Annotated in this window: 1 protein-coding gene; it reads left to right on the top strand. The window is 69.3% G+C overall.

From position 1 onward, the window contains the following. Positions 1 to 206: 206 nt before the first annotated feature. A partial coding sequence (locus V2J85_RS40370) for a hypothetical protein (RefSeq protein ID WP_330824361.1) occupies positions 207 to 489 on the top strand: 283 nt, incomplete at its 3' end.

The raw sequence follows: 489 nt of genomic DNA, 5'->3' as shown, positions 1-489 counted from the left end.
CCAGGGGGCTGCTTGACCTCATCGGCACCGAAAGCCCCGCCGCACTGCGCAACCCCCACATCGCGAAGCTGGCCGCCGCACTGCGGTGACCCTGCGCCGGCAGGGGCCACCTTGCCCGCAGGGTGTCCCCCGCCCCGCAGACGGAGGAGTCCGGGAACCCCCGCCACCCGAGACCCCTCCCCCGCGCACCGGTAGAATCGGCTTTCATGTCGAAGCCTGACGAGTTGCTCATTGATGTCGCCGCCCTGGTGGAGTCCGGGCACAGCAACAAAATGTCGCTGACGGTGGTCACCGGAGGTGCCGTCATCACCGGCCGACTGGCTCCCGAGGCCGTCTGGCGGCAACGGGTGTCGGAGGTACTGGCCGATTCGGCGCAGTTGAGCGAGTTCGCCGCCGTCTTCACCTCCGCGGCCCGCAAGGAAGGCCCGCCCACGCATCTGCACTTCCACGTGGCGCGCATCCTCCAGGGCTCGGTGGGAATCCCTGAGA

It is taken from the genome of Streptomyces bugieae (assembly GCF_036352915.1).
In the GTDB taxonomy this organism is placed as follows: Bacteria; Actinomycetota; Actinomycetes; order Streptomycetales; family Streptomycetaceae; genus Streptomyces; species Streptomyces endophytica.
This window is presented reverse-complemented; position numbering and strand designations above follow the sequence as displayed.